This is a genomic window from Hymenobacter fodinae (assembly GCF_004745825.1).
In the GTDB taxonomy this organism is placed as follows: Bacteria; Bacteroidota; Bacteroidia; order Cytophagales; family Hymenobacteraceae; genus Hymenobacter; species Hymenobacter fodinae.
The window spans coordinates 783,108-806,668 of sequence record NZ_SRLA01000001.1 but is presented as its reverse complement, the minus strand read 5'-3'; the positions used below and the strand labels follow the sequence as shown (position 1 = coordinate 806,668).

Here is a 23,561-nt window from a genome sequence, read left to right as displayed (position 1 = left end):
TGCTAGTGCTGTCTGCCACAAAGATACGGCCTAGGCCACCGCTCGCAGTATCTGGATTTCTGGCAATTCCTGCTACGCCTGTTGTAGATCGTCAGGTGAGTTACTCGAACACCACACGGCGGGTACCTACCCCCTCGGCCTGCACTATGTACGTACCAGCCCGTAGGTTTTCGCGCGCAATCAGCAGTTCGGGCTGCTCCCACTGCAGGCGCCGCACCACGCGGCCCGTTACGTCGAGCACCTGCACGGCGGTGGACCGGAAAGTACTGCTGGTAGGCCAGGTCAGGCGCACTGCGGTGGCCGCGGGTACTGGGTAGGCCTGTAGCACTGCCGCACTTGAGTTAGTTTTCGTAGCGGTAACGGTGCTGGGCTGCCGCAGCAGGGGGCGCAGAAAGTCACGCACGAAGCGCACCGTAGTATCCATGTAGGCCACTTGCGCCGCCGAGGTACCCGAAAAGGGCACGTGGCCGGCTCCTTTAAAGGTGTAAAACGGGTTCTGAACTCCTACGGCCAGGGCCCGTGTGTGCAGGGGCGCGCTGCCATACACTTTCAACGGCGGCAGCAAACTGCCCACTTTACCACCAGCGTAGGGCAGCACGGCATCGGTGGTGCCGTGCAAGCTCACGAATGGTACGTCGCCGGCTTCTATCCAGGTGGGGCTGCCTATCGCACCACTCAGGTTGATAGCTCCGCGTACTTTGCTGGAGTAGCCGGGGTTGCCACTGCTGCCTTCGAGCCCGCCCAATGTGGCTAGGCCTATGTAGGTGGGAACCTCCGCTTCCTTGTCCAGGTAAGCCGTTTCCAGTGCCGTGACGGCTCCGGCCGAAGTCCCGCCCACATAGATAAAGTCGGGGTGGATGCGGTAGGTTTTTGTGGTAGCGGCATCCTGGCGGAAGAAGCGCACGGCCGCGCGCATGTCCTGCGCCGCTCGGATAGCAGCCCGGCCCAGGTTAATGGTATCGTAGGGTAGAAACACAATTCGGTAATCGATGCTGGCCGTGACGTATCCCATCTTGGCAAACCGAGTGCACAGCTCCACTACATCTTGGTCGGTCCGATTGCCGGATACAAAGCCACCGCCGTGGGCAAACACCAGCAGCGGCCGGCGCCTCACCGTGTCTCCCTCCGGCTGATATACATCTAAGCTAAGCGAGGCGGCATTGCCGAGGTAGTTTACCGACGAGCCGTAGGCCACGGTTGTGCGGGCCACGGTGCTGAAAAGCGGCTTGTAATACCGACCTCCTGTTGTGTCGATCCGGCTTTGCGCTTGGCTAAACTGCGTTAGAGATAAGAGAAGCAGAAGTGTAAAAACGTGTTTCATACGGTGAGCTATAGCAGTGTTGAAACCGGTAACCTGAGTAGAAATTACTTATATTCTGCCAATCCTATACTTGGCATCCGCCGCAGAGGTTGTGTAGGTTTGCCGCCAGCACTCTTTTTACTCCTGTTCCTATGGCAGCCACCGCGCCACGCCCCCTTCGTTCTGGCGATAAAGTAGCCATTGTTTGTACTGCCCGCAAAGCTTCGCCCGAGGAACTAGCTGCTGCCGTCGCCACCCTGCAAAACTGGGGGCTGGAGGTAGTGCTGGGCGAAAGCACGACTACTGCCCAACATCAGTTTGGAGGCTCCGACGAGGTGCGCGCCCGCGACCTGCAGCGGCAGCTCGACGACCCCAGCATCCGAGCCATCCTATCGGCCCGCGGCGGCTACGGCACCACCCGTATCATCGACTCGATTGATTTCTCCCGCTTTGCTCAGGACCCCAAATGGGTGGCTGGCTTCTCTGACATCACCGCCCTGAACAGTCATTTGCTGGCGCTAGGCCACCAGAGCATCCACGGGGTGATGCCCATGCTGTTTCATCAGGAGGGGGGCGAAGAATCGTTGGAAAGCCTGCGGCGGGCCTTGTTTGATGAAGCAGTGGCCTACACTGTGTCGGCGCACCCGCTCAACCGCCTAGGTACCGCTACCGGCGAACTAACGGGCGGCAACCTGAGCCTGCTGCAAACCCTCACCGGCACCCGCTCCGACTGTCCCACTGCCGGCCGCATCCTGTTTCTGGAGGATATTGATGAGTATCTCTACGCCATTGATAGGATGATGGTACACCTCGACCGCACCGGCAAGCTCCGTGACCTAGCTGGGCTGCTCGTAGGCCACTTCACCAACCCGCAAGACAACACCGTACCCTACGGCCAAACGCCCAACGAAATAATCGACCACTACGCTGGCAAGTACGGCTTCCCCGTGGCCCACGGCTTCCCCGTAGGCCACGAGCCTCAGAACATGGCCCTGATCTGCGGCCGTGAAGCCCGCCTGACTGTAGATGCCACCGGCGCCCGCCTGGAGTATTTATAACTGTTATTTTTCAAGCTCGATGACAATTCGAATGCTGTCCACTGCGGAGCTACCACCTTACCTAAATGGCCTAGCGCACCTGCTGCAAGATGCCGTTGATGGCGGTGCCTCCGTGGGCTACTTGCCCCCGTTGGCCCTGGATGTTGCCCGACAGTTCTGGCAAGGTGTTGCCGACGCCATGCAGGCTGGCAACCGCCTTCTTTGGATTGCAGAGGAAGCAGGCACCATACTAGGCACCGTGCAGCTCGATTTAGCCACCAAGCCCAATGGCCTCCACCGCGCCGAGGTAGCTAAGCTGCTCGTGCACAGCCACGCCCGGCGGCGCGGCCTGGCCCAACAACTCATGCAAACCCTGGAAGCGGAGGCTCGGCGCTTGCACCGCACCACCCTCGTGCTGGATACGCTGCAAGGTGCCCCTTCGGAGCTACTGTACCAAAAGCTGGGCTACACCGCGGCGGGCGCTATTCCGGCTTTTGCCCGCGTAGGCAGTGGCGCTTTAGAACCGACTGTGGTGTATTATAAGCTGCTGGCCTAGGTCAAGCTTTGACTACGCAAACGAAAAGCCCCAACAGTTTCTGCTGCTGGGGCTTTCCAATTCTTCTAGCCAAGCCAGAATTACTCGCCGTAAATGGTGGTGAGCACCGTCTGGCCGACGGCTTTGAGCGTGCGTTTATCAATGATGCTCATGTTGTCTTGGGTGGTATGGTGGTAGGCGGGGAAGTACTCATCACCGACTGGCACGTGGTCGATGATGTCGATGGTGCGCACGCCAGCTTGGTTGGTGTACACGTGGTCGTCGGTAATGCCGTAGCTGTCGTTAAAGAGGAAGAAGTCGGAGAAGCCGAGCTGAGAAGCCGTGTTCCACACCTTATCTACCACGTCGCGAGCCTGCTGGCGGGAGAGTTCTTCGCGGCTAAACTTGGCGTCTTTGGCGCCTACCATATCCAGCAGAATGCCGTAGCTGGGCTTGTAGTTTGTCGGCAGCATGTGTTTAGCCCAGTACTGTGAGCCCAGGCACCAGCTCGATTCGCCGTTGGCCTCTTGGCGGGCCAGCAGGTTTTCTTTTTCACCCTGGGTGCTGCTGTCGTAACCGTAATCCTCGGAGTCGAACAGGATAAAGTCAACGCCCACGCCCGGCGCTGCATCTCCTTGCTGGGCAGCCAACACGCGGGCCATTTCTAAGGCAATTCCCACGCCGCTGGCCCCATCGGAGGCACCATCAAGCGGAGCGTTCTTTTTGGTCTTGTCCTTATCAGCGAAGGGGCGGGTATCCCAGTGCGTGAAAATGGCAATGCGCCGAGCGGCCTGTGGCTGGTACTGAGCCACAATATTGCGGGAGCGCAGCATCTTGCCATCAAACGCCATGGCCGTAAATGGCTGCTCCTTTACGGAGAGGCCTAGCGCCTTAAACTTCTGCACAATCCAGTCGCCGGTTTTTACGTGGGCCGAGCTGTTAGGCACGCGAGGACCGAACGCGACCTGCTTGGCCGTAAAGGTGTAGGCAGAATCAGCGTTGAAGGCGGGGGCTTTGGGGGTGCTGGGTTGCTCCGGGGCGGTAGTAGTCTCCTCAGTAGTGCTCTTCTTCTCCGGGCAAGCCGTGAGTAGCAGCAACGAGGCCAGGGCGACGGGGGCAAGACGAGTAAAATTCATGGGGCAGAAGCGAATGGGAGTGCGAAGCTCCAGCTTCGCGCGTGTGGCTGACGTGGAACGATGCTCGTTGCGTCGGCACAGTGCGGCTCGTTCAACGAGGCCCAAAGCTGGAGCTTCGGACTACAAGGTACTTCAGGAGCGGACAAGGAAAGATAGTACCGCAGAGTAGGCCGCGCCGCAAGCAGTCTGGAGCAGCCGCTAGGCCAGTTCCTTCCATATCTTGCGGCACGGCCTTCTTCAGAGTCGAAACTTAATCCTCGCTATAGGCCCAGTCGATGCCAGCTTTGGTGTCTTTCACGACTATGCCCTGCTCCTTGAGCGCAGCCCTAATCTGGTCTACCTTGTCGTAAGCTTTCGTGACTTTGGCTTCCTGGTAAAACTCCAACGTCAGGCGCAGTAGGTCTTCCGCTTTAGCCCGCGGCTCATCTACCAAGCCCAGAATGTCAGTCACGAGGGTACGGTAGGCCTCGGTGGCTTCTTGTAGCGCGGCGGCGCTTACTGTGGCCAGCGTGGTTAGGTTCGCGAAGAAACCGTTGAGCTTACGCAGCAGATTGAACAGACTAGCAATAGCCTTTGCCGTGTTCAAATCGTCGTTGAGACCGGCGAAGCAGTCGGCTACGAGCTTGCGCAGCTCGGCGTCGCCCTTGGTCGTATCGGGCGCTTGGCCTTCCGTCATGGGCTGCACGGTGCGCGCCTTAATAACTTCCGACGACAAGCTGGCTTCGTTGAGCTTATCGAGGAGGCGTAGGCCGTTCATGAGCTTGCGGTAGCCTTTGCGAGCCGCCTGCAAGCCTTCATCGGTAATGTCGACAGTGCTGCGGTAATGCGCCTGAAGCAAGAAGAACCGGGCCGTCATGGGTGAGTAGGCCTGCGCCAAGGTGGTATTGGTGCCCTCAAACAGCTGGCTGATGGTGATGAAATTGCCCACCGACTTACTCATCTTCTGGCCGTTCACCGTAATCATGTTGTTGTGCATCCATACCCGCGCCTCGTTGGTGGGATGGTTGCAGGCCTGGCTCTGGGCAATTTCGCACTCGTGGTGCGGAAACATCAGGTCTAGGCCACCTCCATGGATATCAAACTCGTCGCCGAGGTACTTGCGGCTCATGGCCGAGCACTCCAAGTGCCAGCCAGGGAAACCGTCGCTCCAAGGAGAGGGCCACCGCATGATATGGCGCTCATCAGCGCGCTTCCAGAGGGCAAAATCGAGGGGGCTGCGCTTTTCCTCCTGCCCGGCAAGGTTGTCGCGGGAGCCAGCCAGCAGTTCTTCTACCACGCGGTTGGAAAGCTTGCCGTAACCCCGGCCCGCGGCGTTATAAGCCGGCACATCGAAATACACCGAGCCATTTACCTCATAAGCAAAGCCGTTCCGGATGATTTCCTCAATCATCTGAATCTGCTCAATGATGTGGCCGCTGGCACGGGGCGTAATATCGGGCGGCAAGCACCCCAAAGCCTCCACGTGGCTTTGATACAGGTTGGTATACCCTTCGGCCACTTCCATGGGCTCTACCTTGCGGGCTCGGGCAATCTTTCCAATTTTATCTTCCCCTTCGTCGGCGTCGCCTTCTAGGTGGCCTACGTCGGTAATATTGCGCACGTAGCGCACGGTGTAACCCAGAAAGCGCAGATACCGCGTCAGCACATCAAACACCACTGGCCCGCGGGCATTGCCCACGTGGGCCTCATTATACACCGTTGGTCCGCACAAGTACACGCCCACAAAGGGTGCGTTGAGAGGTTCAAATGGGGCTTTCTGGCGGGTGAGAGTATTGTAAAGCGAGAGGGGGTGCTGCATAGGGGACAAAAGTATCACGGATTAAGACGGCATCAGCCAAATGCGCAGATTTTGTAATTGAATTGCGCTAGGTCAGTGCTAAGCCGTCTACAACACGCAACCACCCAAAATGGCTGCAAATCGGCCAGAATTTTCCGTAACCAAGTATAAAAGGTTCACCAAGCAGCACAAAACTCAACTCACTCAGTCTATAAAGTTCCGACGCGAGTACAAGAACACGACAACCGAGTATAAAACCTGAGCGATTCGGCAGGCCAGCCTGTTACGTGCAGCTTTATTGGGTGAGGTCCTCGTTGGCGTTTGATTTTGCTAGCCGATAGATGCCAGTAGTGGGGAAATGGTCGGAGTAGGGAATCTCGTAATTCACCCAGAAATCGTCGACTGTAAACTGGGGGCTGGCAAACTGATTATCGATGCGCACAAACGGCAGCTTCCCATTGTAAGTACTACCCACGCCGTTGCCTACCGTGGCCCAGGCATTCTGAAAATGGTCGGCCAACTGGTCATAGCTGTAGCTGTAAGGCAAGTCGTTGAGGTCGGCGCACAGCAGCATCGGGTACCGACAGAGCTCAAACCGGCGGATCAGGGTATCAACTTGAATGTTGCGGGTTACCATGCCGCGCTTGTAGCGGCGCATGAGGCCTAGGCCTTTCCGCCGCAGCCCTGCCTTGCTGGAGTAGCTATCCACAATATCCCGTTCCTCCATGCTCATGCTTTGGAGGTGAAAATTATAGACCCGAATGGTGTCAGCAGACGGTAGGCGCAAGTCAACCCACATGGCGTGGTTCTGGGTCAGCTTTCCAAATTTTATGGTGCCGCGGTTGATAATGGGAAAGCGCGAGAAGATAGCCATGCCAAACTCAGCTCCGGCGCTATTCGTGAGCGTTTTTGACAGGAATGATTCGCGACCCGCATCTCGCCCAATCTTTTCCATCGTCCGAAACAAGGTTTTGTCCTGCGAGCGGGTGCCGGCGGGCTCGTTGTAAAACTCCTGCAGGCACAGCACATCGGCGGGGTTCTCGGCGAGGAACTTTACCATCTGGCGCGAAGAGGTATTATCTGCGTCGCGCAGCTGAGGATACACATTGAATATGCGCACGTTGGAGGACTGCACTCGCACCACTTGCCCTGGCTTCTCGGCGGCGGTAGCTATGCGGAGCGGATGAAGCGCTAGGCCTCGCTGGAAGTGGGGCCACGTTAAGAAAGCCACCACTATAGGCAAGGCAGCTACCCGCCAGTCGCGCAGCATCCAGTAGAGGGCCAGCACCAGATTAAGAGCAAGCGCAACGGGTAGGGTGAGAGCGAAAAAAGCAGCGGGCCAGAAGGTATAGGCCGGGATCTGCACGCAGGCAATGGCCGTCAGCAACCACCCAATAATCAGTAGGGTGCACTTGAACGCAAATGAACGACGCACTGGCAAAATAAATCTGTTGGAACAGGCCTAGCAGCAAAGGTAAAAGTTACGCGTTACGAAGCCGGGCCCTACGTAAGTTGGCTTTATTTGGTTGTATATTTCACTCCTTTTATAACCAATCGTGCTGATGGCCCTTTCTACTCTCCGCGCTTATTTAATTACATTACTCCTAACGCTACTCTCTTTATCCATTTGCAGCGGCGTAACACCCCGCAGTAAGGCCGCGGCCCCTCTCCCGCGCAGCTTGCAGTTTGTAGAGAATAAGGGCCAGTGGGATGCACAGGCGCGTTACATGGCCGAGTTGCCAGCGGGGCGTCTGTATCTTACCTCCTCGGGCTTCACCTACACCTTCGCCGACCCGACTGCCCTCCGCGCCTACCACGAGCATACGGCGTTGCCCGCAACTGCCAAAGGTCAGATACGCACCCACGCGTACCGCGTCAGCTTTGAAGGCGGCAACTCCCGTGCCCTCATTCAAGGCGAAGAAGCAACCACGGAAGTACGCAACTACTTCCTAGGCAAGGACGCCAGCAAGTGGGCCAGCCAAGTTAGCAGCTTTCATCAGGCCCGCTACAAGGAGGTATACCCTGGCATTGACGTGCGCTTGTACGAAAATGCAGCCCAAACCCTGGAGTACGACTTTACGGTGCGCGCCGGTGCCAAGCCCGAAGCTATTCGTCTGCGCTACCAAGGCGCTGAATCGGTACGCCTGACCTCAGAAGGTGGCCTACAGATTCATACCTCCGTGGGCGATGTGCTGGAGCAGGCTCCCAAAGCCTGGCAAACCAGCGCCAGCGGCGAGCGGATACCGATTGCGTGTGCGTTTCAGCTTCAGAATAACGTGCTCTCCTTCCGTCTAGGCCAGTACGACCGGAAGCTGCCCCTCATCATCGACCCCACGGTAGTATTTTCAACCTTTTCCGGCTCCACGGCCGATAACTGGGGTTTCACTGCTACCTATGATGAGCAGGGTAACATGTATTCCGGCGGCATTGCCTTTGGCTTGGGGTTCCCTACCTCTACTGGTGCCACCCAAACTACCTATGCCGGTGCCTGTGACATTGCCATTCTCAAGTACAACACCACTGTCAAAGGCACAGCCGCCCGCTTGTATGCCACGTACCTGGGCGGCAACGAAGTAGATGTGCCGCACAGCTTGGTAGTAAACAGCCGCAATGAGCTAGTCATTCTGGGCACTACCAGTTCTCGCAACTACCCTGTCACGGCCCAGGCCCTCTCCCGTACCTATAATGGGGGCCAGTATGCCGATCCGCTGTTTGAGGGCACCGACGCCCCTATGGCCTACCCCAACGGCTCTGACCTCGTTATTACCACGCTCAACGCCACCGGCACTGCGTTGGTGGCCTCTACTTACTTGGGCGGCAGCGCCAACGATGGCCTTAACCTAAGCACTGACCTACTCAACAATTACGGCGACCAGTTCCGCGGCGACGTGATTACCGACGCAGACAACAACGTTTACATTGCATCTACCACCCTCAGCAATAACTTCCCTATTCGCAACGGGTTTGGCAACACGGCACTTACTGGGGCAAATGCCGTAGTGTGCAAGCTTACTCCCAACCTGAGCACCTTACTGTGGGGCAACTACCTGGGCGGTACGGGGGCTGAGGCGGCCTATTCCATCCAACTCGGAGCGGGCCGCTCGGTAGTGGTGGCAGGCGGTACCACCAGCCGCAACTTCCCCGTAACCACGGGCAGCCTCTTATCTACTGCTCCTGCTGGCGTTAATGGCTTCGTAACCCGAATTGCAGCGGCCGGTAATGCCATCAGTCAGTCTACCTACATTGGCACATCGGGTGATGACCAGGCCTACTTCGCTCAGCTCGATGCCGATGATAACGTATACTTACTAGGCCAGAGCTCAGGCAACTACCCCGTCACGGCGGGCCGCTATGTGCGGGCCAATAGCCACCAGTTTATTCACAAGCTCAATCCTACCCTTAGCCAAACCGCTTACTCCACCGTATTCGGCACAGGTCGGTCAGCCTATGACCTCTCCCCTACCGCTTTTCTGGTTGATGATTGCGAAAGAATTTACGTCTGCGGCTGGGGCGGGCGTACCAATGCCGGGTACGGCTTTGGCAGCTCTTCCACCAGTGGCCTACCCGTAACCGGCAACGCCGTGCAACCCTCCACCGACGGCTCTGATTTCTACCTAGCCCAGTTTACGCCCGGTATGGCCAGCTTGGAGTACGCTACCTTTTTCGGAGAAAACGGGGGCTCGGGTGAGCACGTTGATGGCGGCACTTCCCGCTTCGATAAGCGCGGCATGGTATACCAAGCTGTGTGCGGCGGCTGTGGTGGCACGCAGGGCTTTCCCGTTCCACCAACTGCTTCCTATTTCAACACGCGCAACGGCAACCGAAACTGTAATAACGCCGCTTTCAAGGTTGACTTTGGGATGGTGGTGGCCGACCCCGGCCCTTCCCGCTACGTGTGCGCCAGCGGGGCGCCCATTGCGTTAGGCGGTACCCCGGCCGGTGGTACCTGGAGTGGCCCTGGCGTATCGGGCAATGCTACCACCGGGTACCGCTTTACTCCTACGGCAGCGCTGGCAGGTCGCAACGTTCTCACCTACTCCATTGCAACTACGGGCATATGCGTGAGCAAGCGTCCCTTGCGCATTACGGTGGTTCCTGATGTAACAGTGGCCATCAACGCAGTACCCGCGGTATGTGTCGATGGCAACAACCTCACCCTGCAGGCTTCCCCTACTGGAGGTACCTGGAGCGGACCGGGTATTACGGGTGGCCTAAATGTGTTCGACCCCAAGAAAGCAGGTGCCGGTACGCATACCATCACCTACACGATGCCCGACACATTGGGCTGCGGCGTAGCTACCCGGCAGGTAGTTGTGAAGCCTTTGCCGCAGGTAAGTGCCGGCCCGCCGCTGACGATGTGCTCCTACGAAACGCAGCCAGTGCAGCTGCTTGGGGCTAGTCCGGCCGGTGGTACTTGGAGTGGCCCCGGCGTTACACCCGGCGGCCTGTTTACTCCGCCCGATACCAAACTCAAAGGCGCTAACCTTACCCTGACGTATACCTATGTACTAGATGGCTGCTCAAGCTCAGCAACCCGCCAAGTGGTGCTGGCTCCCTCTCCTTCCGTTAACTATCCAATCAACGTCCCGGTTTGTTCTACCGCTCCGCAGTATACTGGCCTAGCGCCCTTCTCCTGTCAGTTTGAGCCGGTGCTGGCCGGCGGCACCTACGAATGGGACTTCGGTGATGGGTCCCCAAAATCCTCGGAAGCTTCTCCCAACCACGTGTTCGAGCACGCAGGCACGTACAATGTAAAATTGGTGGCCCGCTACGCCAACTGCACCGTCGAAACCAGCTTTGTGCCGGTGGTAGTGGGGGATGTATTCGTGCCAAACATCATCACGCCTGGCAACGACGAGAAGAACGATAAATTCATGCCGCGCTTCAGCTGTCAGCCGGCCAGCTTGCGCGTATTTTCCCGCTGGGGTAACAAGGTGTATGAAACCGATGATTACCGCAACGACTGGCGCGGCGAAAACCTGCCCGATGGTATGTACTACTACCATTTGCGCGACACTGAGGGCCGCTCTGCCAAAGGCTGGGTGCAGGTAAAGCGCTAGGCCACTCCTTCAGGAGGTTGCCGGTGGCCTAGGCTTGTATTCGGCGAGATTTTATCCTATCTTTGCACCAGCAAACTACAAACACGACAGAGGGGACGGATAGTCCCCTCTTTCTTTTGCCACCCCATTCATGAAACTCGACCAAGCCCACCTAACCGAACTGCTCAGGGACAGCCTGCCAACCGACGATAGTCTGTTTGTGGTTTCCCTGACCGTGTCTGATGCCATCCGGCCGAAAGTGACCGTGACGCTCGATGGCGAGCAGGGCGTAGGTATTGATGAGTGCGCGCAGGTTAGCCGCCGCTTGGCCCGCCGCATTGATGAGCAGTACGGTGAGGATGCCAGTTACACACTGGAGGTGACCTCACCCGGCGCCGACCAGCCTCTGCGCGACCCACGCCAGTATACTCGCCATGTGGGCCGCAGCCTCAACCTTAAGCTTGCTGATGGCACCGAAAAAACAGGTACTCTGGAAGCCGTTGAGGCGGAGGGCATTCAGCTGGCAGAAGTAGTAAAAGAGAAATCCAAGAAGAAAACCCTGCCCGCCGCACTAGTGCCTTTCCAGGACATTCAGGAAGCCCGGGTAGTGATTTCGTTTAAATAAGCTGGCGGTTGCCCTCTACCGGCCGCTAGGCCAGTTGCGCACAACCCACCAACTGCCATCTAGTTAACTAACAACTAAATCAGTATGAACAGCAACGTCCTGATTGAATCGTTTGCCGAGTTCGCTCGGTCTAAGAACATTGACCGCCCCACGATGATGAGCATCCTGGAGGAAGTGTTCCGCACAATGATTCGCAAGAAATACGACGACGACTCCAACTTCGACGTCATTCTCAACGTGGACAAAGGTGACCTGGAAATCTACCGCAACCGCGAAATTGTAGATGACAACTCCGAGGACATCTGGGATCTGGACAAGATTCCGCTGGCTGAAGCCCAGAAGATTGAGCCCGACTACGAAGTAGGCGAATCGGTGGCGGAAGAAATTAAGCTAGAAGATTTCGGCCGCCGGGCCGTACTTATGGCCCGTCAAACGCTGATTCAGCGCGTGAAAGATCTGGAGCGCGACAACCTGTACCAGGCCTACAAAGATCAGGTTGGCGAGATTGTGGTGGGTGAAGTGTACCAGGTATGGAGCCGCGAAGCACTTATTCTAGACAAGGATGAGAATGAGCTGGTGCTACCCAAGGGCGAGCAAATTCCGAAAGACCGCTACCGTAAGGGGGATACTGTGCGCGCCGTAGTGCACCGCGTAGAAGTACTCAACGGTACGCCCAAGATCATCATATCCCGGGCTGCCCCGGCATTCTTGGAGCGCCTAATGGAGCAGGAAGTGCCCGAGATTTATGATGGCCTCATCACCATCAAGAATATTGTGCGCGAGCCCGGCGAGCGGGCCAAAGTAGCCGTAGAAAGCTACGACGACCGGATTGACCCAGTGGGTGCCTGCGTGGGCATGAAAGGTTCGCGTATTCACGCGGTGGTGCGGGAACTCGAAAACGAGAACATCGACATCATCAATTACACCAATAACCTAGAGCTGTACATTCAGCGGGCACTTTCGCCAGCTAAAATCGGCTCTATGAAAATAAACGAACAAACTGGTCGGGTTTCGGTGTTCTTAAAGCCAGACCAGGTTTCATTGGCTATTGGCCGCGGCGGCGCTAACATCAAGCTGGCCTCGCGGCTGGTGGGCATGGAAATCGACGTGTTCCGTGAAGCCGAAGACTTCGAAGAAGACATCGCGCTCGACGAATTCACGGATGAAATTGAAGGCTGGGTGATTGAAGAGCTCAAGAAAATTGGGCTTGACACTGGCCGTGCCGTGCTGGCCGTGAATAAAGAAGACCTCGTGCGTCGGACAGAACTGGAGGAAGAAACGGTAGAAGAGCTCTTCCGTGTCATCCGTCAGGAGTTCGAAGAACAGGAGGAAGACGAGCAGGCAGAAACTCAAAATTCCGGCGACGCGCAATGAGTGCGCGGCGGCCGGTACGGCAAGGACGTTAAATCATAGCCGGGTGGCTGGATTTAACGTCGCCCGGCAAGATTTAATATAGTACCTTTGCAACTGAATACGAGTATCGTTCGCGAGCATAGAATGGCGGAAGCAGCAACCAAACGGCTGAATCAGGCGGCCAAAGACCTGAACGTTGGCTTATCTACAATTGTAGATTTCCTAGCGGGAAAAGGGCACATCATCGAAAATAAACCCACGACTAAGCTGACGGGGGAACAGGTTTCCCTGTTGAACAAAGCTTTTGAATCGTCGGCACAGGACAAGATGGAAGCTGCGAAGCTCAGTCAGGCCAAGCGCCAGACTGAGCAAGAGACAGTTGCCCAGGCACGCCCAGCTGAACCTGCAGCAGCTCCCAAGGCTGCGCCAGCACCTCAGCCTGCTGCACCCGCTCCTGCCCCAAAGCCCGTTGAGGCTCCCGCTCCCGTAGCGGCGGCCCCTGCTGCGCCAGCACCGGCTGCTCCTGCAGAGGAGCCCCACCGTGTGCCTGGCCTGAAAGTGCTTGGTCGCATTGAGTTGGATGCCAAGGGTAGGCCAGTACCGCCGAAGCCTGCTGCTCCGGCACCGGCTCCTGCTGCTTCTCAGCCCCAAGCCCTAACCCCCGCTCCCGCCCCTAAAGTGGAGGCACAAGCTCCTGCTGCTCCCACTCCTGCAGTGGAAGCACCTAAGCCAGCGCCGGCCCCAGCCCCCGCTCCTGTTGCTGAAGCACCCAAAGCCGCGCCTGCTCCCCAGCCCACTGCGCCGGCTCCTGCCCCAGCCCCCACTCCTAAACCAGTTGAGGCTCCAGCTCCAGCAGCGGCTGCGCCAGCTCAACCTGTTACGCCGCCAGCTGCACCGGCTCCAACACCCGCGCCATCTGCCCCTGCGGCCGATGCCCCAGCAGCTCCTTCGGAAGAAGCACCTGCTGGCACCATCGTGGCGAAAGCTGACCAGTTGAAAGGCTTAACGGTGCTGGGGAAAATTGAACTTCCTCTCGATTCTTCTCGCCGTGGTGGCGGTGGCCGTGGGGCTCGCCCTGTAGCTTCCTCCGATGTTCGGAAGAGTGGTATCGGCCCCGATAAGAAAAAGCGCCAGCGCATTCCGATGAATGGTCCCGGCGCCTCGAACCAGCAAGGTGGCCAGGGTGGCGGTCAGAGCAATGCTCCGGCAGCCCCTCGGGTTACGGGCACTGGTCAGGCAGCCAATCGCCAGAATAATGGCCCCGGTGGCAACCGTCCCGGTGGTGGTCAGGGCGGAAACCGCCCCGGTGGTGGCCAAGGTGGCAACCGTCAGACTACGGCAGCACCGGCTACTACTCCCGAGCAAACTGAAAAGCAGATTCAGGAGCAGATCAAGGCTACGCTGGCGAAACTCAGCGGTGGCCGTGGTGGCAACCAGAACAACCGTGCTAAATACCGCCGCGATAAGCGTGCTGGTGTAGCGGAAGACCGCGAAGCACAACGCGCACAGAACGAACTCGACGCTAAGACGCTAAAAGTAACTGAGTTCATCTCGGCCAATGACTTGGCCTCGCTGATGAACGTATCGGTGAACGAGGTAATTAAGATCTGCCTGAATATGGGCATGTTCGTCTCGATCAACCAGCGCCTAGACGCCGAAGCCATTACGGTTATTGCCGACGAGTTCGGTTATGATGTAGAATTCCTCAGCGCCGAAGAAGACGAAGCGGACATTGCTATTGTAGATGCTGAAGAGGATCTGCAACCGCGTGCTCCTATCGTAACCATCATGGGTCACGTCGACCACGGTAAGACCTCGCTGCTTGACTATATCCGCAATGCTAGTGTAGCAAAAGGTGAAGCGGGTGGTATCACCCAGCACATTGGTGCCTACGACGTAATGACCCAATCGGGCAAGCGCGTAACCTTCTTGGATACTCCTGGTCACGAAGCGTTTACCGCAATGCGTGCCCGTGGTGCCAAGATCACGGACATTGCCATCATTGTGGTGGCGGCCGACGACTCGGTAATGCCGCAGACGAAGGAAGCCATCAACCACGCGCAGGCCGCCGGTGTACCGATTGTTATTGCGCTCAACAAGATTGATAAGCCAGGCGCAAACCCCGACAAGGTTCGTGAGGAGCTGTCGGCCATCAACATTCTCGTGGAAGAATGGGGTGGTAAGTATCAGTCGCAGGAAGTATCGGCTAAGACTGGCCTAGGCATTGATGATCTGCTGGAAAAGGTACTGTTGGAGGCCGAACTTCTCGAGCTGAAGGCTAACCCCGACCGCAGCGCCATTGGTGCCGTTATCGAAGCCTCGCTGGATAAAGGCCGTGGCTATGTAACCACCATTCTGGTTCAGACTGGTACCATGCAGGTGGGTGATATTGTACTGGCTGGTCCGCACTACGGTCGCGTGAAAGCCATGACTGACCACCGCGGCAAGAAGATGAAGAAAGCCGGCCCGGCTACCCCGGTGCAGGTGCTTGGTCTGACTGGTGCTCCGCAAGCTGGTGACAAGATTCAGGTGATGGAAACCGAGCGCGAAGCGCGTGAACTGGCTACGCAGCGTCAGCAGCTAGCCCGTGAGCAGAGCATGCGCACCAAGAAGCACATCACTCTGGACGAGATTGGTCGCCGTCTGGCTATCGGTTCGTTCAAGGAGCTCAACGTGATTGTGAAAGGTGACGTGGACGGCTCGGTAGAAGCACTAGCCGACTCACTGCTCAAACTGAGTACGCCGGAAGTAGCCGTAAACATCCTCAACAAAGGGGTGGGTGCCATTTCCGAATCGGACGTGTTGCTGGCTTCGGCTTCCGATGCCATCATCATCGGCTTCCAGGTTCGTCCTTCGCAGAGCGCCCGTAAGTTGGCCGAGCAAGAGCAGATCGATATCCGTCTCTACTCGATCATTTACAACGCCATCAATGAGGTGAAGGATGCTATGGAAGGCATGCTTGCCCCAACGGTGCAGGAAGTAGTGGTAGCCAACGCCGAGGTACGCCAGGTGTTCAACATCACCAAAGTGGGCACTATTGCCGGCTGTATGGTGACGGAAGGCACCTTTACCCGCAAGACCCGCGTGCGGGTGGTACGCGACGGTATCGTGGTGTACTCGGGCGAGATTCAAGACCTCAAGCGTTACAAAGACGATGTGTCGGAAGTGCGCCAGGGTTACGAATGCGGTATCTCGGTGAAGAACTTCAACGACCTGCGCGAAGGCGACAACATTGAAGGCTTCGAAGAGAAAGAAGTGAAGCGTACGCTCTAAGTAGCCACGCTGCTATAAATGAAGAGCCCCGGCCCACTAAGGCTGGGGCTTTTTCGTTGTATTGGGCCTATGACAGTCCTGATCAGCCCCGTTTCCCGCCCGGCTTGTTCAGGAAATTAGCCGTAAATTCGCTACCAACCCACCTTATTCTGTTGTGATGAAGACGCTTGCCGCACTTTTAACGGCTTTTCCACTGCTCCTGGCTAGCACCTATGCAGTAGCGCAGGACAGGCCTACGACCAAGCGTCAGGCACCAGCAAAGAAGCCTGCTCCAGCTGCTCAAAAGCCAGCTGAGAGTTCCCCTCAGCCTGTGATAGTCCCACACCGGGTACCGCCCCCCAGCACATCATCCGGCACAGGAGGACTATATCAAAAGGGTACTACTATGGTTAATGCTGGGCTGGGGCTGGGCACGGGATACAGCTTCGGCAGTGGCCTAGAGTCAACGCCAGCTATAAGTGTCTCGGCTGAGCGCGGCTTGGTGGAAGGGCTAGGCCCCGGCGTTCTTGGGGCGGGTGCCATGATTGGCTATAAGGGGTACTCCTACCACTACCCTAACCAGGACCGGAAGTCGCGGTGGAACACGCTGATGTTGCTGGGCCGGGGCACTTACCACTATGACCTGTTCCACCACTCCGCCATCGACACGTACCTAGGCGTGAGCGTAGGCATGCGCATTGAACTGCACAACGATAAGTACGACGGCACGCAATTGCACGACCCTGACAACCCCTATGGTGGCGTTCATCTTGAGACTGGTGTGTTTGCCGGTGCCCGTTATTTCCTTACGAAGAATATAGGTGCGTTTGGCGAGCTAGGCTACGATATGACATATCTGAAGCTAGGCCTGACTGGCCGATTCTAGGCCACTCCTAAACGTACAAAGCCCCGCTGTGCAGCACAGCGGGGCTTTGTACGTTTAGGAGTGGCCTAGCAAGCCTCATAAAGCTAGAAGAACAAGAACTTCTTGTGCTTCTTATGGCTTAGCGGCTTGCCTTTGGGGTTTACATAGCCAGCGGCGCGGGTCTGGCCGCGCTTCTGCCGGGCCGTGCCAATGCGGTTGTCTTTGAACTTGCGAACGGTGAAGCCCCCGGCGCCTTTCTCATATTGGCGACTTGGACCAGCGGCACGGCCAAAGCTGGTATTGCTAGTGCCACCGGAGCGGGCTTCCAGAATTTCCATTTGCTGGTCGCGCTTCACCTCATCGGGGTTCATGCTCATTCGCTGTTGCATACGAGCAATATCCGTTGCTGAAGCCTTGCGTTTCTTTTTTGCACCTGCATCATCGGCAGAGCGGCCGCCTCCTAGCTCAGGCAGCACAGAGCGTGGCGCCGACTGAGCATAAGCAGGAGCAGCGGCCAAGAATCCAGCACCGGCCACCAGCGTGGCAACAAACAACTTTTTCATGCAAAACAAAGATGAAACAACCCGAAAACAGGTACCTAGTACGGCGCAAACAAGAACTCGGCCAACTGGTTGTAGCGCCGCAACGGGCTTGTCTCTAAGTTAGTTCAAATATTTCTAGAACTTATACATCAGCCCAATCCCCAGAGCCTCTTTAAATTGAATCCGCCGCCCTCGGTCATCCGGAATGCCGTCCTCATTGCGGTCAATAGGTACCAAGATGTCATCGTCGTACACCAAATTGGTGGTGATGTTGGCACTGATAAGCTTGTTCACCTTGAAGTTGATGGCGTTTTCCCAGTTCACATCAATGTTCTGCGGATTGTGAAAGTAGTTGCTGAACAGCTCTAGGCGCGTTTGATACACTATGTTCTGGCCTAGGCCGCGGCGGTAGCGCACGTTGAGGTAGGCCCCTAGCTCTTCCCGGAAACGCTCGCCGGTACCTCGCACGCGCACCCCGGCCGTATCGAGCCGCGCTCCTTGTACCCCAAAGGCTCCCGCATCGGCTAACGTGCGGTCGGCCACAATCGTGAACTTGCCCGTAGCCGGCGACAAGAACAGTGAGAAATCGTCGGATGGCTTGTATTCGATACCTAAAGAAGCAAGCACGTACGCCGGCGCGAAGAAGCGCGAAAGCAGTGAGTCAATCTTTTCTAAAGATTTAGTAGGCGTCAGCTGCGTTTTCAGGTTCATCTGCGCCGTGTAGGAGAGCTTTTCTGTGAACTGGCGCCCGTACCGCGCATTCAGCTCCAGGCGGTCATCGTTCTTGCGCATGCGAGCTTTGCCGGGCTTAAGCAGCCCGTACACCAAGTCACCAGACATATCAAAGGTATGCTGCGGGCCGCGGTAGTGCACGTACGCGTTGGCTAGGCCTAGCAACGATAAAGAGCTTTGCCCACCAGCAGCCCAGTTGCTCATGCTTACCTGACTGAAATTGAGGGTACCCGCTCCACCTTTGCGCCACCCGCGGGTGGTATCTACTTCAGCGGAAATTTTATAGGCGGGCAGCGGTACTGGCACCCGATACGGAACGTTGCCCTGCGCCCCAACTTGCCGAACTATACCTACTGTGAGCAACAACACGACTGCAAAGCGCCGGTAAATCTGCCAGGCGAAACTCATCTACTAACTTCTTATTCAAAAAAAGACCGACCTCCTCTCTCCAGGAGAGGGAAGGTCGGTGGGCAAAGGTACGAAACAAGCCGGGTGCTAAGACCGATTCCGTAGAGCGTCGCGTATTTCGGTGAGCAACACTTGATCTTTTGTGGCTACTGGCTCTACGGGCACCACTTCCTGCGGCCGCTTGAAGCGGTTGGCTAGCTTCACAAGCCAAAAAATGGCGAAAGCCATCAGCAGGAAGGTAATAACAGCATTGAGGAACAAGCCATAGTTGATGGTGGCAGCATTGGCTTTCTTGGCTTCGGCTAGGGTTTCGAAGTGCTGACCATCCAACGATAAAAACCAGTTGGTAAAATCATGACCTCCGGTCAGCAGTCCTAAGATGGGCATCAGGATGTCGTCGGTCAGGGAAGCGACTATTTTACCAAATGCTCCTCCGATAATTACACCGACGGCAAGGTCCAGAACGTTGCCTTTGGAGATGAACTCTTTAAACTCAGACACAAAGCCCATAAGCGTGCATTACATGTGAAGACATAAAACGAACCATGTAAATATATAAAGTTTACAATTGTATTGTTGCGTGTTGCCGTTTCTCATCTAGTACTGAGTTTGTAGCCTGCGTGAATGTGGCCTAGCCCCCGTATGCTGTGCCAACGCTTGCTTGGCATGGCTCCCGAATGTGCAGGAGCGGCTTTGCCCCTATCTTTGCCCCATCTCTGATCCACCCTTTTGGTTTTACTATGGCTTCATTCGAAAACCTGCTGTATGAGCTGAATGCCACTACCGGCATTTTACGGCTCACCGTCAACCGCCCCGCTAAGCTGAATGCGCTCAGCGTAGCCACCATTCAGGAGATTCACCAAGCCATGCAACGAGCCCTCGATGACAAGGCCGTGCGGGGAATTATTCTGACGGGTAGCGGGGAGAAGTCATTTGTGGCGGGAGCTGATATTGCGGAGCTTACGGCCCAAGATGAAATTACTGCCCGCCGCGTAGCCGAAAGTGGCCAGGAAACCTTTTGCCTGATCGAGGAAAGCACCAAGCCAGTTATTGCCGCCGTCAATGGGTTTGCGCTGGGTGGTGGCTGCGAGTTGGCCATGGCCTGCCACATTCGGGTGGCCTCCGAAAACGCCCGCTTCGGGCAGCCTGAAGTAAACTTAGGCCTGATTCCGGGCTACGGGGGCACGCAGCGTCTGACTCAACTCATCGGCAAAGGCAAGGCCCTGGAGCTAATGCTGACCACCGACATGGTAAAGGCCGACGAAGCCCTGCGCCTAGGCCTAGTAAACCACGTGGTGCCGCAGACCGAGCTGTTGGCCTTCACCGAGCAGTTGCTTAGCCGCATTCTTACCAAAGCGCCCCTGGCCGTGGGTATGGTGATTGAGTGCGTAAATGCATATTACGATAAAGACCGGCACGGTTACCAGACTGAGGCCAACGCCTTTGCCCGCAGCTTTGGTACCGCTGACTTCCGGGAGGGCAGCAGCGCCTTCTTGGAAAAGCGCCCAGCACAGTTTACTGGCAATTAAGGTGGTGGCCAACTAACCACGCGCCAGTTGTAACAGGACCTGATGCCCCTACTACGGCGGGTGTGTCAGGTCCTTGGCTTGCTAGGCCAGTGCTGTGCTGGCTTATTCATTCTTCTATTCTCTTACTTCCCTCAGCATGAGTATTGCCAAGCGCCTGGCCTCTCAAACGGCCGTGTATGGCATCAGTAGCATTGTGGGGCGGGTACTCTCCTACCTGCTGGTTCCGGTGTATACTGCGCGGTTTGCAGCTGCCCAATACGGTATCGTGACGGGCCTGTACGCGTACGTTTCTTTCCTGAACGTGGTGTTTACCTACGGCATGGAAACCACCTACTTCCGCTTCGCCAACCGTCCCGGCACCGACCGCCGCCAGCTCTACGACCAAGTCATGAGTCTGCTGCTGGTTTCAACAGTGCTGCTCACGGCCTTGCTCATGTGGCAGGCCCCTGTACTACTCCGGCTGCTAGAGTTGCCCCCCAGCAGTGAGCGGTACGCTCACTGGATAGCCTTAATTCTGGGCCTCGACGCCCTGGCGGCCATTCCGTTTGCGCGACTACGCCTGGAAAATAAAGCCCGCAAGTTTGCCGGTATTCGCCTGACCAATATCCTGATTTCGGTGGCGCTGAACCTGTTTTTCATTGTGTTCTGTCCCGACGTGCTGTCGGGCGAATACCTGACTGGCCTACAGCCCCTGGTAGAGCGCGTGTATAACCCGAGTATGGGCGTGGGTTATGTGTTTCTTTCTAACCTAGTGGCCAGTTTCCTGACGTTGGTTATGCTGGGCCGAGAGCTTACCGACTTCCGCTTCCGGATTTCGCTGGCTCCGCTACGGCCCCTGTTGAAGTATGCCTACCCCATTATGCTGATGGGCTTAGCCGGCATGGTCAACGAAACCCTCGACCGTATTCTGCTGCCCAAATGGCTCCCCGATAACTTTTACCCGGGCCAAAGCAGCCTCACGGCCGTCGGGATTTACGGGGCCTGCTACAAGCTCAGCATCTTTATGCAGCTCGTAACGCAAGCCTTTAAATACGCCGCCGAGCCCTTCTTCTTCGCTCAGAGCACCGAGAAAAATTCGCCCCGGATATTTGCCATGGTGCTCAAATGGTTTACGCTGAGCTGCGCCGTCATTTTTGTGGTAGTAAGCGTAAATGTGGAGGACTTTGGGCGTTTGTTTCTACACCGCGCCGAGTATCTGGAGGGTTTAGTAGTGGTGCCAATACTGCTGCTGGCTAACTTGTTCTTGGGCGTCTACTGGAACCTCTCAGTGTGGTTTAAGCTGACTGACAAGACCTACTACGGCACCTACATTGGCTTCGGAGGCGCAGTGCTTACTATTGCGCTCAACTTTCTGCTGATTCCGATCCTGGGCTACTTGGGCTCGGCGCTGGCTACGCTGGCCTGCTATTTCATGATGGCGGTGGTTTGTTGGTGGCTGGGCAACCAGCATTTCCCCGTGCCTTACCCCGTAGTGCGCCTACTTACCTGGATAGGCTTAGCAGCGGGCGTGGTAGCAGTGGCTTGGTACGTGCCAATAACGGAATACTGGACCCGGCACGCCTTCCATGTACTGCTCACGCTGGGCTTTATGGGGCTGCTGCTGCTGGTTGAACGTCCTCATCGCTTGCGTACAGCGTAGCCGCCACGTAATTCCGGCGGGTATTTACCCGGAAATTTTAAAAAAACTCCTACATTTTTACCACGTGCGCCCCCTAGGCTACGCCCTAGGCCTATCTTTGCGCCCTGCCGTTGCCAGCCAATGCCTTATGCAAATCCCGATAATTAACACCTCCCACCATCCATTACCGGAGTATCAAACGGCTCATGCCGCCGGGATGGATGTGCGGGCCAACCTCTCAGACCCGATTACGTTGAAGCCCCTGCAACGCGCCCTCATCCCGACGGGTTTATTTCTGGAAATTCCAGTGGGATATGAGATGCAGGTGCGCCCCCGTAGCGGACTGGCCTACAAGCATGGTATTGGGCTCGTGAATAGCCCTGGCACCATCGATGCCGATTATCGGGGTGAGCTGAAGGTATTGCTCGTTAACCTCTCCGACCAGGAATTTGTGGTGCAAGATGGCGAGCGGATTGCCCAATTAGTGGTAGCCCGCCACGAAACCGTACGGTGGCAGCCTGTAGAAACGCTCAGCGAAACTGTCCGGGGTGCGGGTGGTTACGGCAGCACCGGCGTGCATTAACTCAACCGGATATCTGGGCCTTGCTAGGCCTATCTTTCTGCTAATATTTCCGGCGGCCAACAGGCTGTCATTCCTTTCGTACTACCAGATTACTCATCCCCAAATTCACCTACTCCCTATGAAAATCATCGTCCCGATGGCAGGTATGGGCAAGCGTATGCGCCCACACACTCTTACCGTTCCGAAGCCGCTTATTCCGATTGCCGGCAAGCCCATTGTACAGCGGTTGGTAGAAGATATTGCCAAAGTTTGCGGGGAGCAAGTGGAGGAAGTAGCCTTTATCATCGGGCGCTTTGGCGCCGAGGTAGAGAAAAGCCTCGTTAAAATTGCCGAGTCGGTAGGCGCTAAAGGCACGATTCATTACCAAGATGAGCCCCTGGGCACGGCCCACGCTATCCTCTGCGCTCAGTCGGCCCTGAGTGGCCCGGTGGTGGTAGCTTTTGCCGACACCCTGTTCAAAGCCGATTTTACTCTCGACACTTCCGTACCCGGCACTATCTGGGTGCAGCGCGTTGATGACCCCAAGCCCTTTGGTGTAGTAAAGCTCAACGAGGAAGGCCAGATTACCGACTTCGTGGAAAAGCCTCAGGAGTTTGTTTCGGACTTGGCCATCATCGGCATTTACTACTTCCAGGATGGCGAGTACCTGCGCCAAGAACTCCAGTACCTGCTCGACAACAACATCCTCGACAAAGGCGAGTATCAGCTCACCAACGCCCTGGAAAACATGAAGAACAAGGGTACTAAGTTCGTACCCGGTCGCGTTACGGAATGGCTGGACTGCGGCAACAAAGATGCTACCGTATTCACCAACCAGCGGTACCTGGAGTATCTGCAGGAGCGCGGCGAAAACTTGGTAGCCGAATCCGCTAAAGTGACAAACTCCGTACTCATTCCACCGGTTTACGTGGGTGAGGGCGTAGTCATTACGGACTCAGTAGTGGGCCCGCACGTGTCGCTGGGTAATCAGAGCAACATTCGGGGCTCGGTAGTGTCCAATAGCATTGTGCAGCAATCGGCTTCCGTGCTTCACGCCAACGTTACCAATTCTATGATTGGCAACTTCGCTACCGTAACCAGCACTCCCAACGATTTGAGCCTGGGAGATTATAACACATTGCGCGTGTGATTTTTTAGCGCCTCCTGACGTTGCAGTGGTGCGGGCTCGTGTGGCTCGGCTATCTTGTGCTAGGGTGTATCTTGCTTTCCCTAACCGCGGCCTCCGGGCCC

The 23,561-nt window shown here is 56.6% G+C and carries 18 protein-coding genes; 11 read left to right on the top strand and 7 right to left on the bottom strand.

Translation table 11 applies throughout. The annotated features are described in order from the left end of the window. Positions 1-100: 100 nt before the first annotated feature. Positions 101-1,321, bottom strand: a complete 1,221-nt coding sequence (locus EU556_RS03415; RefSeq protein WP_135431019.1) for an alpha/beta hydrolase fold domain-containing protein — start codon at positions 1,319-1,321, stop codon at positions 101-103. Positions 1,322-1,452: 131 nt separating this feature from the next. Between EU556_RS03415 and EU556_RS03410 the strand changes: the two genes are divergently transcribed. Both EU556_RS03410 and EU556_RS03405 read left to right on the top strand, forming a co-directional pair. After that, the gene (locus EU556_RS03410; protein ID WP_135431017.1) at positions 1,453-2,358 is read left to right on the top strand and encodes a S66 peptidase family protein; all 906 of its coding nucleotides are present in this window, start codon (positions 1,453-1,455) and stop codon (positions 2,356-2,358) included. A gap of 19 nt (positions 2,359-2,377) precedes the next feature. Continuing rightward, positions 2,378-2,893, top strand: a complete 516-nt coding sequence (locus EU556_RS03405; protein ID WP_135431015.1) for a GNAT family N-acetyltransferase — start codon at positions 2,378-2,380, stop codon at positions 2,891-2,893. 80 nt (positions 2,894-2,973) lie between these two features. On the opposite strand, the gene EU556_RS03400 is transcribed toward EU556_RS03405, so the two are convergent. The 3 genes from EU556_RS03400 to EU556_RS03390 form a co-directional block, all read right to left on the bottom strand. Next, the gene (locus tag EU556_RS03400; RefSeq protein WP_135431013.1) at positions 2,974-4,008 is read right to left on the bottom strand and encodes a M28 family peptidase; all 1,035 of its coding nucleotides are present in this window, start codon (positions 4,006-4,008) and stop codon (positions 2,974-2,976) included. Between the two features lie 250 nt (positions 4,009-4,258). Next, a complete protein-coding gene (gene cysS / locus EU556_RS03395) occupies positions 4,259-5,806 on the bottom strand; it encodes a cysteine--tRNA ligase (RefSeq protein WP_135431011.1) in 1,548 nt (515 codons plus the stop codon). Positions 5,807-6,080: 274 nt separating this feature from the next. Then, positions 6,081-7,220 (bottom strand): endonuclease/exonuclease/phosphatase family protein, encoded by a 1,140-nt coding sequence (locus EU556_RS03390; protein ID WP_135431009.1) that lies wholly within the window; start codon positions 7,218-7,220, stop codon positions 6,081-6,083. A gap of 127 nt (positions 7,221-7,347) precedes the next feature. Here EU556_RS03390 and EU556_RS03385 point away from each other — a divergent pair, with 127 nt between their 5' ends. The 5 genes from EU556_RS03385 to EU556_RS03365 all read left to right on the top strand — a co-directional run bounded on the left by EU556_RS03385 (position 7,348) and on the right by EU556_RS03365 (position 16,940). Further along, entirely contained in the window at positions 7,348-10,845 is a 3,498-nt protein-coding gene (locus EU556_RS03385) for a DUF7948 domain-containing protein (RefSeq protein ID WP_135431007.1), read from the top strand. A 130-nt stretch (positions 10,846-10,975) separates the two neighbouring features. Beyond that, positions 10,976-11,449, top strand: coding sequence for a ribosome maturation factor RimP (locus EU556_RS03380; protein WP_210116217.1), 474 nt, complete (start codon positions 10,976-10,978; stop codon positions 11,447-11,449). Positions 11,450-11,533: 84 nt separating this feature from the next. Then, entirely contained in the window at positions 11,534-12,823 is a 1,290-nt protein-coding gene (gene nusA / locus EU556_RS03375; protein WP_135431005.1) for a transcription termination factor NusA, read from the top strand. A 123-nt stretch (positions 12,824-12,946) separates the two neighbouring features. Continuing rightward, positions 12,947-16,075, top strand: a complete 3,129-nt coding sequence (gene infB, locus EU556_RS03370; RefSeq protein ID WP_135431003.1) for a translation initiation factor IF-2 — start codon at positions 12,947-12,949, stop codon at positions 16,073-16,075. A gap of 385 nt (positions 16,076-16,460) precedes the next feature. Beyond that, on the top strand, positions 16,461-16,940 hold the full coding sequence (locus EU556_RS03365) for a hypothetical protein (RefSeq protein ID WP_135431001.1): 480 nt from the start codon (positions 16,461-16,463) through the stop codon (positions 16,938-16,940). An 83-nt stretch (positions 16,941-17,023) separates the two neighbouring features. Here the strand turns inward: EU556_RS03365 and EU556_RS03360 are convergent, their stop codons facing one another. The 3 genes from EU556_RS03360 to mscL all read right to left on the bottom strand — a co-directional run bounded on the left by EU556_RS03360 (position 17,024) and on the right by mscL (position 19,111). Next, the gene (locus tag EU556_RS03360) at positions 17,024-17,482 is read right to left on the bottom strand and encodes a hypothetical protein (RefSeq protein WP_135430999.1); all 459 of its coding nucleotides are present in this window, start codon (positions 17,480-17,482) and stop codon (positions 17,024-17,026) included. 114 nt (positions 17,483-17,596) lie between these two features. Next, complete coding sequence (locus tag EU556_RS03355) at positions 17,597-18,601, bottom strand: DUF3078 domain-containing protein (RefSeq protein WP_135430998.1); 1,005 nt, start codon at positions 18,599-18,601, stop codon at positions 17,597-17,599. A gap of 87 nt (positions 18,602-18,688) precedes the next feature. Beyond that, the gene (mscL, locus tag EU556_RS03350) at positions 18,689-19,111 is read right to left on the bottom strand and encodes a large conductance mechanosensitive channel protein MscL (protein WP_135430996.1); all 423 of its coding nucleotides are present in this window, start codon (positions 19,109-19,111) and stop codon (positions 18,689-18,691) included. A 230-nt stretch (positions 19,112-19,341) separates the two neighbouring features. Here mscL and EU556_RS03345 point away from each other — a divergent pair, with 230 nt between their 5' ends. The 4 genes from EU556_RS03345 (at position 19,342) to EU556_RS03330 (ending at position 23,460) form a co-directional block, all read left to right on the top strand. Continuing rightward, entirely contained in the window at positions 19,342-20,130 is a 789-nt protein-coding gene (locus tag EU556_RS03345; protein ID WP_135430995.1) for an enoyl-CoA hydratase/isomerase family protein, read from the top strand. 136 nt (positions 20,131-20,266) lie between these two features. Beyond that, positions 20,267-21,769, top strand: coding sequence for an MATE family efflux transporter (locus EU556_RS03340; RefSeq protein ID WP_135430993.1), 1,503 nt, complete (start codon positions 20,267-20,269; stop codon positions 21,767-21,769). Between the two features lie 127 nt (positions 21,770-21,896). Next, entirely contained in the window at positions 21,897-22,331 is a 435-nt protein-coding gene (gene dut / locus EU556_RS03335; protein ID WP_135430991.1) for a dUTP diphosphatase, read from the top strand. A 118-nt stretch (positions 22,332-22,449) separates the two neighbouring features. Beyond that, the gene (locus EU556_RS03330) at positions 22,450-23,460 is read left to right on the top strand and encodes a sugar nucleotidyltransferase (protein ID WP_135430990.1); all 1,011 of its coding nucleotides are present in this window, start codon (positions 22,450-22,452) and stop codon (positions 23,458-23,460) included. The last annotated feature ends 101 nt before the right edge of the window (positions 23,461-23,561 follow it).

Bases quoted from the DNA above. Each gene is read 5' to 3' on its own strand.
- cysS (WP_135431011.1), bottom strand. From the start codon at position 5,806: ATGCAGCACCCCCTCTCGCTTTACAATACTCTCACCCGCCAGAAAGCC.
- EU556_RS03330 (WP_135430990.1), top strand. From the start codon at position 22,450: ATGAAAATCATCGTCCCGATGGCAGGTATGGGCAAGCGTATGCGCCCA.
- EU556_RS03380 (WP_210116217.1), top strand. From the start codon at position 10,976: ATGAAACTCGACCAAGCCCACCTAACCGAACTGCTCAGGGACAGCCTG.
- EU556_RS03410 (WP_135431017.1), top strand. From the start codon at position 1,453: ATGGCAGCCACCGCGCCACGCCCCCTTCGTTCTGGCGATAAAGTAGCC.
- EU556_RS03355 (WP_135430998.1), bottom strand. From the start codon at position 18,601: ATGAGTTTCGCCTGGCAGATTTACCGGCGCTTTGCAGTCGTGTTGTTG.
- EU556_RS03360 (WP_135430999.1), bottom strand. From the start codon at position 17,482: ATGAAAAAGTTGTTTGTTGCCACGCTGGTGGCCGGTGCTGGATTCTTG.
- dut (WP_135430991.1), top strand. From the start codon at position 21,897: ATGCAAATCCCGATAATTAACACCTCCCACCATCCATTACCGGAGTAT.
- nusA (WP_135431005.1), top strand. From the start codon at position 11,534: ATGAACAGCAACGTCCTGATTGAATCGTTTGCCGAGTTCGCTCGGTCT.
- EU556_RS03345 (WP_135430995.1), top strand. From the start codon at position 19,342: ATGGCTTCATTCGAAAACCTGCTGTATGAGCTGAATGCCACTACCGGC.
- infB (WP_135431003.1), top strand. From the start codon at position 12,947: ATGGCGGAAGCAGCAACCAAACGGCTGAATCAGGCGGCCAAAGACCTG.
- EU556_RS03365 (WP_135431001.1), top strand. From the start codon at position 16,461: ATGGTTAATGCTGGGCTGGGGCTGGGCACGGGATACAGCTTCGGCAGT.
- EU556_RS03340 (WP_135430993.1), top strand. From the start codon at position 20,267: ATGAGTATTGCCAAGCGCCTGGCCTCTCAAACGGCCGTGTATGGCATC.
- EU556_RS03385 (WP_135431007.1), top strand. From the start codon at position 7,348: ATGGCCCTTTCTACTCTCCGCGCTTATTTAATTACATTACTCCTAACG.
- EU556_RS03415 (WP_135431019.1), bottom strand. From the start codon at position 1,321: ATGAAACACGTTTTTACACTTCTGCTTCTCTTATCTCTAACGCAGTTT.
- mscL (WP_135430996.1), bottom strand. From the start codon at position 19,111: ATGGGCTTTGTGTCTGAGTTTAAAGAGTTCATCTCCAAAGGCAACGTT.
- EU556_RS03400 (WP_135431013.1), bottom strand. From the start codon at position 4,008: ATGAATTTTACTCGTCTTGCCCCCGTCGCCCTGGCCTCGTTGCTGCTA.
- EU556_RS03405 (WP_135431015.1), top strand. From the start codon at position 2,378: ATGACAATTCGAATGCTGTCCACTGCGGAGCTACCACCTTACCTAAAT.